7 protein-coding genes are annotated in these 7,439 nt (G+C 74.8%); 4 read left to right on the forward strand and 3 right to left on the reverse strand.

All coding sequences use genetic code 11. The features are described 5' to 3' along the window. Positions 1-7: 7 nt before the first annotated feature. Positions 8-1,690, forward strand: coding sequence for a chitinase (locus tag ACFWOG_RS13205; RefSeq protein WP_380357772.1), 1,683 nt, complete (start codon positions 8-10; stop codon positions 1,688-1,690). Positions 1,691-1,727: 37 nt separating this feature from the next. On the opposite strand, the gene ACFWOG_RS13210 is transcribed toward ACFWOG_RS13205, so the two are convergent. After that, positions 1,728-2,090, reverse strand: coding sequence for a MerR family transcriptional regulator (locus tag ACFWOG_RS13210; RefSeq protein ID WP_329883699.1), 363 nt, complete (start codon positions 2,088-2,090; stop codon positions 1,728-1,730). Between the two features lie 65 nt (positions 2,091-2,155). Here ACFWOG_RS13210 and ACFWOG_RS13215 point away from each other — a divergent pair, with 65 nt between their 5' ends. Then, entirely contained in the window at positions 2,156-3,355 is a 1,200-nt protein-coding gene (locus ACFWOG_RS13215; RefSeq protein ID WP_380357775.1) for an MFS transporter, read from the forward strand. Positions 3,356-3,454: 99 nt separating this feature from the next. Here the strand turns inward: ACFWOG_RS13215 and ACFWOG_RS13220 are convergent, their stop codons facing one another. Both ACFWOG_RS13220 and ACFWOG_RS13225 read right to left on the reverse strand, forming a co-directional pair. Continuing rightward, positions 3,455-4,138, reverse strand: coding sequence for a response regulator transcription factor (locus ACFWOG_RS13220; protein ID WP_329883701.1), 684 nt, complete (start codon positions 4,136-4,138; stop codon positions 3,455-3,457). Beyond that, entirely contained in the window at positions 4,135-5,358 is a 1,224-nt protein-coding gene (locus ACFWOG_RS13225; protein ID WP_380357778.1) for a sensor histidine kinase, read from the reverse strand. Before ACFWOG_RS13225 ends, ACFWOG_RS13220 begins: the two co-directional genes overlap by 4 nt. Before the next feature lie 239 nt (positions 5,359-5,597). On the opposite strand from ACFWOG_RS13225, the gene ACFWOG_RS13230 reads away from it, so the two are divergent. After that, a complete protein-coding gene (locus ACFWOG_RS13230) occupies positions 5,598-6,368 on the forward strand; it encodes a DUF2306 domain-containing protein (protein WP_380357781.1) in 771 nt (256 codons plus the stop codon). Positions 6,369-6,385: 17 nt separating this feature from the next. Next, complete coding sequence (hemC, locus tag ACFWOG_RS13235) at positions 6,386-7,321, forward strand: hydroxymethylbilane synthase (protein WP_380357784.1); 936 nt, start codon at positions 6,386-6,388, stop codon at positions 7,319-7,321. The last annotated feature ends 118 nt before the right edge of the window (positions 7,322-7,439 follow it).

The following is a 7,439-nucleotide window of genomic DNA, read 5'->3' on the forward strand; positions in this document are numbered from 1 at the left end:
CCCCCACATGCGCAGATCCCCCGTACCCGTCGTGCCCGCCGTCCGCCGCCGCCCGCGCACGCTGCTGGCCGCCGGTACCGCGTCCGCCGTCGCCGCCGCCACCATGGTCGGCCTCACCCTGGGCCTCGCGCCCTCCGCCTCCGCCGGCGAGTTCCTGGTCAACGGCGGCTTCGAGAGCGGCGCCGTCGGCCCGTGGAGCTGCTCCGCGGCCTCCGGCAGCGTCGTCACCGGCCAGTCCCACGGCGGCAGTTACGCCCTGGCGGCAGCCGCCTCGGCGAGCGACACCGCCCGCTGCGCGCAGACCGTCACGGTCGCGCCCAACACCACCTACACGCTCAGCGCGTACCTGAAGGGCTCGTACGTCTACCTCGGCGTGGACGGCGGCACCTCCACCTGGACGCCCGCCACCGGCGGTGCGTACCAGAAGCTCAGCGTCAGCTTCACCACCGGCGCCAACCAGACCAGCGCCACCGTCTACACGCACGGCTGGTACGGGCAGGGCACGTACTACGCCGACGACGTGTCGCTGGACGGCCCGGGCGCTCCCAGCCCGACCGTCACGCCCACCGCGACACCGACCGTCACCCCGACCGTGACGCCGACGGTGACGCCCACCGTCACCCCGACCGTGACGCCGACCGTGACGCCCACGGTCACGCCGACCACGCAGCCCGGCGGCAAGGCCCTGGTCGGCTACCTGCACGCCAGCTTCGCCAACGGCGCCGGCTACACGAAGGTCGCCGACATCCCGGACTCGTGGGACTTCATCAACCTCTCCTTCGGCGAGCCGACCTCCGTCACCTCCGGCGACATCCGGTTCAACCGGTGCTCGGTCGCCGACTGCCCGACCGTCGAGTCCGACGCCGACTTCAAGGCCGCCATCGCCGCGAAGCGCGCCAAGGGCAAGAAGGTGCTGATCTCGATCGGCGGCCAGAACGGCCAGGTCCAGCTCACCACCGCGGCCGCCCGGGACACCTTCGTCAGCTCCGTCTCGGCGATCATCGACAAGTGGGGCCTGGACGGCCTGGACATCGACTTCGAGGGCCACTCGCTGTCGCTCCAGACCGGCGACACCGACTTCAAGAACCCGACCAGCCCGGTCGTCGTCAACCTGATCTCCGCGATCAAGACGCTGAAGGCCAAGTACGGTCCGAACTTCGTGCTGACCATGGCCCCGGAGACGTTCTTCGTCCAGCTCGGCTACCAGTACTACGGATCGGGCCCCTGGGGCGGCCAGGACCCGCGCGCCGGCGCCTACCTGCCGGTGATCCACGCCCTGCGCGACGACCTCACCCTGCTCCACGTCCAGGACTACAACTCCGGCTCCATCATGGGCCTGGACAACCAGTACCACTCGATGGGCGGCGCGGACTTCCACGTCGCGATGACCGACCTGCTGCTCAAGGGCTTCCCGGTGGCGGGCAACGCGAACAACGTCTTCCCGCCGCTGCCGGCCTCCAAGATCGCCATCGGCATGCCGGCCACCACCAACGCGGGCAACGGCTACGTCGCCCCCGCCGAGGTCAACAAGGCGCTGGACTGCCTCACCAAGCTCACCAACTGCGGCAGCTACGTCCCGAAGGCCGGCGCCCAGCCCGGCCTGCGCGGCCTGATGACCTGGTCGATCAACTGGGACCAGTTCGCGGGCCGGGAGTTCTCGAAGAACTTCGACTCCTACTTCCGCCGCTGACCGGACGGCCGCCGGGCGGCGGGGACACCCCCGCCGCTCAGCGGTCCACCCGGACCGCCTCCAGATACTCCGCGATCGCGTCCCGGTTGCGGGTGAGGCACCGGATCCGCTCGCTCATGCCGTCCCGCTCCTGCTCCAGGGTGGCGATCATCTCCGGCGTGGCGTCCGGGAAGTGGATGGCCCGGGGCTTGTCGAGGCACGGCAGGATCTGCTTGATGATCCTGGTCGGCAGCCCCGAGTCGAGCAGTCCCCGGATCTGCAGCACCCGGTCCACGGTCGGCTCGTCGTAGGCGCGGTAGCCGTTGGCGCAGCGTTCGGCCAGGATCAGGCCCTGCTCCTCGTAGTACCGCAGCAGCCGCCGGGACGCCCCGGTCCGCTCGGACAGCTCGCCGATCCGCATGTGCCCCACCTCACCCCGGGACTGATTGACCCTCACACCAGTGTGAGCGTTCGAGCATAGCCGCCATGCGGACCACCGACCGACCCACCGCCGTCGAGCAGCGGAAACTCCCCCTGCCCGCCCTGCTGGCCCTCGCCACCGCCGTCTTCGTCACGGCCCTCACCGAAACCCTGCCCGCGGGCGTCCTGCCCGCGATGAGCGCCGACCTCGGCGTCGGCGAATCCGCCATGGGCCAGGCCGTCACCGTCTACGCCCTCGGGACCGCCGTCACCGCCGTCCCCCTGACCGCGGCCACCGCCGGCCGGCCGCGCCGCCGGCTGCTGCTCACCGCCATGGCCGGGTTCGCGGTGGCCAACACCGTCACCGCCCTCTCCACCGACTACCTGCTCACCATGGCCGCCCGGTTCCTCGCCGGGGTCGCCGCCGGCCTCGCCTGGGCGCTGCTCGCCGGGTACGCCCGCCGGCTCGCGCCGCCCGAACTCCAGGGCCGGGCCATCGCCGTGGCGATGACGGGCGTCCCGTTCGCCCTGTCGCTGGGCGTGCCTGCCGGGACCTTCCTCGGCAGGGTGCTCGGCTGGTGGGTGTCGTTCCTGGTCATGACCGTGATCGCGGTCGGCGTGACCGGCTGGATCGCCGCGACCGTCCCCGAGCGGCCCGGCCTGGCCCGGACGGAACGGGCCCCGGTGCTGCGCGCCCTGGCCGTCCCCGGGGTGGCGCCGGTCCTGGCCGTGACCTTCGTCTTCGTCCTCGCGCACACCGTCCTCTACACCTACGTCGCCCCCTACCTCGACCGGCGCGGCATGGGCGGCGCCACCGACACCGTGCTGCTCGCCTTCGGCGTCGCCTCGCTGGTGAGCATCTGGTTCACCGGCGCGCACATCCACCGACGACTGCGTGCCCTGACCGTCGCGTCCACCCTGCTGGTCGCCGCCGCGGCGGCGGTCCTCGGCGTGCTGGCCGGCAGCGCCGTCCCGGTCTACGCCGCGGCCGTGCTGTGGGGCCTCGGCTGGGGCGGCATCCCGACCCTGCTGCAGACCGCCGCGGGCGACGCGGGCGGCGAGCAGGCGGACGCCGCGCAGGCGATGCTGGTCACCCTCTGGAACGCGGCCATGGCGGGCGGCGGCGTGGCCGGCGGGCTGCTGCTCGACGGGCTCGGCGCGGACTCCTTCCCGTGGGCCGTGCTGCTCCTGCTGCTCCCCGTCCTCGCGGTCGTCCTCGCCGCCCGCACCCACGCCTTCCCGTCGCGCCGGACCACGCCGGCCTGACCGAGCCACAGGGCCTGACCGAGCCACAGGGCCTGACCGCGCCGCCGGGCCTGACCGCGCCCCGGGCCGTACGGACCCGGGCCGGGGCCCGGCCCGGGGTCAGTACCCGCCCAGCGCGTCCCGGGGCGGCATCAGTCCGCTCCGGTACGAGATGGCGACCGCCTGGGCGCGGTCCCGGGCGTCGATCTTCGTGAGGATCCGCTTCATGTGCGTCTTCACCGTCGACTCGGCGAGGACGAGCAGCGTGGCGATCTCCCGGTTGGACCGCCCCTCCGCCGCCAGCCGCAGCACCTCCCGCTCGCGCGCCGTCAGCTGGGCGAGCCGGGTGTCCTCCGGCGACGGCGGAGGCCGGTCCGCGACGCGGCCGACCACCTGCGCCACCAGGTCCCGGGTGACCGCGGGGTCGAGCACCGACTCGCCCCCGGCGAGCGTGTGCACCGCGTCGATGAGCCGCTCGGCCGAGGCCCGCTTGAGGAGGAAGCCGCCCGCTCCCGCCCGCAGCGCGCCCCACACGTAGTCGTCGTGGTGGAAGGTGGTCAGCACCAGCACCCGGGTCGACAGTCCGGCGGCGGTGATCCGCCGGGTCGCCTCCACCCCGTCGATGCCGGGCATCCGGACGTCCATCAGGACGACGTCCGGCACCAGTTCGCGGCAGAGCTCCACCGCCCGCAGGCCGTCCGCGGCGTGGCCGACCACCTCGATCCGGTCGTCGGTCTCCAGCACGAGGGCCACCCCCGCGCGCAGCAGTGCGTCGTCGTCCGCCACGACGACCCGGATGTTCACGGGATCGGGAGCACGGCGCGGAGCCGGAAGCCGCCCTGCTCGCCGCGCTCGTGCTCCACGCTGCCGCCGAGCATCGAGACCCGCTCGGCGATGCCCAGCAGCCCCCGGCCGGGTGTGTACCCGGCGTCGGAGCCCCGGCCGTCGTCGCTCACCTCGATGTCGAGCGAGCCACCGGTGCACCGGACGGTGACCGAGGCGGTCCGGGCCCGGGCGTGCTTGACGGTGTTGGTGAGCGCCTCCTGGACGATCCGGTACGCCGACACGTCGAGGCTCCGCGGCACCCGGTCGGCGCCCCGGTCGACCCGCACGCTCACCCGCAGGCCGGCCTGTTCGAGCCGCCCGGTGAGCCGGTCCAGGTCGGCCAGGCCCGGCTGCAGGGCGGGGCCCCCGGGCGCCTCGGCACCGCGCCGCAGCAGCCCGAGGACCCGGTCGAGGTCGTCCAGCGCCTCGCGGCCGCTGTGCTCCATCCCGGACAGCAGCTCGCGGGTGCGCTCCGGCTCCCGGTCGAGCAGCCGTCGGGCGGCGCCGGCCTGGATCAGGAGGACGTTCAGGGTGTGGCCGACCAGGTCGTGCAGTTCGCGGGCGAGCCGGGCCCGCTCCTCGGCCACGACCTGCTGGCGCAGCCGCAGCCGGGCGGCGCCCCGCTCCTCGACCCGCCGGGCCGTGCCGTAGCCGACGGCCCAGCCGAGCAGCCACAGGAAGAGGACGCCGGTCGGGATGACGGGGTAGGTGTGGGCGAGGTCCGCGAAGTAGGCGGCCATGCCGAGCAGGGCGGCGAAGGGGCCGAACCAGGCGCGGCGGCGCGTCGCGTACAGGCCGATCGAGTAGAGGCCGACCAGGTTGGCGTACGGCGAGACGGCGCTGGGCAGGACGAACAGCGCCTCCGCCGAGAGCGCCGCCGAGCCCACCAGGTAGCCGGCCAGCGGCAGGGTCCGCCGGACGGCCAGCGCACCGGCCGCGACCGCGCTCAGCGCCAGCGCGAGGGGCAGACCGGTGTGCAGTCCGTCGGCCGCCTCGATCCGGTCGACGGACATGGCGATCAGGAACACGCCCGCCAGGACGGCGTCCCGGGGGCTGGTCCAGTTCGTCCGGCCCAGCGGGCCCGCCCGGCCCGCCCGGTCGGCCGGGCCCGTCCACACCGGCGGGACCAGTCGGCTCATCCGCTTCAGCGGGCTCGTCCGGATCATCCTGACCGGCCGGATCGCGGACGGAGGGCTCATGGCGGCTCCCGGGTGAGGGCGGTGACCGCCGCGCGGGGGTGCGGGCGCACGGGCCGTACGGTAGCGGTGGCCGGCCGGGCCGCGCATCGCCCTGCTGGGGTATTCCGGCGCCGACCGTCCGGCGGTGCGGCGCCCTCCGGTACCACCTCCGGGGGCGCGCCGGTCACCCGCCCGGAGCAGGCCGGGCCACCCCGAGGGGTGGACGCGCCCGACCGCCCCGGCTCCGTACCGTCCGGGGCATGAACGATCCGGACTCCCGTGCCCCGACCGGCACCCCCGCGCCGTCCGCACCGACGGTCGCGCCGCCCGCCCCCGCCGGTGCGCCCGCCGCCACCCGGACCTCGCGCCGCGCCTCCACCGGCCGGGCCCGCCGGGCCGGCTGGTTCGCGGTCACCGCGCTGGCCGCCGCCACCGCCCTCCTCACCTCCCGCTACCTCACCCTCGACCCCGAGGTCTTCCTGGAGGAGCAGCGGGCGGTCTACCTGGCCAACCGGCTCCCGCTCGCCCTGCACGTCGGCGGCGGCGTGCTGGCGATCCTGCTCGGCCCCTGGCAGTTCCTGCCCCGGCTGCGGGCCCGCCGCCCCGGCCTGCACCGGACGATCGGCGGGGTCTACCTGGTCACCGTCCTGGTGACCGCCGCGGGGGGTCTCGTGCTGGTGCCGAGGGCCCTGGTCGGCCCGATCGCGCCGATCGGCTTCGGGATGCTGGACGCCCTGCTGCTGCTCTCCACGGCCATCGCCTGGCGGGCCGTCCGGCGCGGCGAGATAGCCCGCCACCGTGCCTGGATGACCCGCTCCTACGCGCTGATCTTCGCCGGGGCGACCCTGCGGGTCTGGCTCGTCGTGATGGACGCCCTCGGCGTCCCGTTCGACCAGGCGTACGCGGCCGCCTCCTGGACGTGCTGGCTGATCAACCTGGTGGTGGCCGAGTACCTCATCACCCGGGCGCCCGCCCCCGCCACGGCGGGTGGCCGCCGTCCGGGTGACCCGTCGCCGGCCCTTCCGGTCTGACGACCTATCATCCGACCATGACCACCGCAGAGTTGATCCGCATCGTCTCCCGCTCCTCGCCCATGGCGCTCGCCCAGGTCGAGCGGGTCCGGGCCGAACTCGCCGTCCTGCACCCGGGGCTGCGTACCGAGGTGGTGCCGGTGACCACCTCCGGCGACCGGTGGATGGGCGACCTGGCCCGGCTCGGCGGCAAGGGCGCGTTCACCAAGGAGGTGGACGAGGCACTGCTCGCCGGCGAGGCGGATCTCGCCGTGCACTGCCTGAAGGACGTGCCGGCCGACCGCCCGCTGCCGGCCGGCACGGTGTTCGCCGCCTACCTGCGGCGCGACGACATCCGCGACGCGCTCGTCCACCCCGGCGACCTCACCCTGGACGAGCTGCCGCCCGGCACCCGGATCGGCACCTCCTCGGTCCGCCGCCGGGCCCAGCTCGCCGCCTCGCACCCGCACCTGGCGTGCGTGCCGATCCGCGGCAACGCCAACAGCCGGCTGGCCAAGCTGGAGGCGGGGGAGGCGGACGCGCTGCTGCTCGCGCTCTCCGGCCTGGAGCGGATCGGCGAGGAGGCCCGGATCAGCGAGGTCCTGCCGATCGAGACGATGTGCCCGCCGATCGGCGCCGGCATCCTGGCCCTCCAGTGCCGCGTCGAGGACACCGCCACCATCGACGCCGTTGCCGGCCTCGGTGACCACCCGACCTGGCGCGAGGCGAGCGCCGAGCGGATGTTCCTGCACGTGCTGCAGGGCCACTGCAACTCGCCGATCGCCGGCTACGCCAAGGCCGAGCCGGACGGCCGCCTCTCGCTGCGTGGGCGGGTCTTCACCCCGGACGGCAAGCAGATCCTGGACGCCCACGAGTGGGCCGGCTCGCTGAGCCCGGAGGACCTCGGCACGGCGACCGCCCTCGCCCTCAAGCGGCAGGGCGCCTCCGAGCTGATCTCCGCCATCCCGCACTGACCGCTACGGGCCCGTCGCGCCGCGCCCGGCGCGCGCCTGCGGACCCGGAAACGCCGGAAGGGCCCTCGGGCTCGCGCAGGGGCGAGCCGGTGGGTGTGGGCCGCCCCGGGCGCGCACC

The organism is Kitasatospora sp. NPDC058406 (genome assembly GCF_042722765.1).
Taxonomy (GTDB): domain Bacteria; phylum Actinomycetota; class Actinomycetes; order Streptomycetales; family Streptomycetaceae; genus Kitasatospora.

Excerpts from the sequence above, each read along its gene's own strand:
- ACFWOG_RS13205 (WP_380357772.1), top strand. The coding sequence starts at position 8 with ATGCGCAGATCCCCCGTACCCGTCGTGCCCGCCGTCCGCCGCCGCCCG.
- ACFWOG_RS13210 (WP_329883699.1), bottom strand. The coding sequence starts at position 2,090 with ATGCGGATCGGCGAGCTGTCCGAGCGGACCGGGGCGTCCCGGCGGCTG.
- ACFWOG_RS13215 (WP_380357775.1), top strand. The coding sequence starts at position 2,156 with ATGCGGACCACCGACCGACCCACCGCCGTCGAGCAGCGGAAACTCCCC.
- ACFWOG_RS13225 (WP_380357778.1), bottom strand. The coding sequence starts at position 5,358 with ATGAGCCCTCCGTCCGCGATCCGGCCGGTCAGGATGATCCGGACGAGC.
- ACFWOG_RS13230 (WP_380357781.1), top strand. The coding sequence starts at position 5,598 with ATGAACGATCCGGACTCCCGTGCCCCGACCGGCACCCCCGCGCCGTCC.
- hemC (WP_380357784.1), top strand. The coding sequence starts at position 6,386 with ATGACCACCGCAGAGTTGATCCGCATCGTCTCCCGCTCCTCGCCCATG.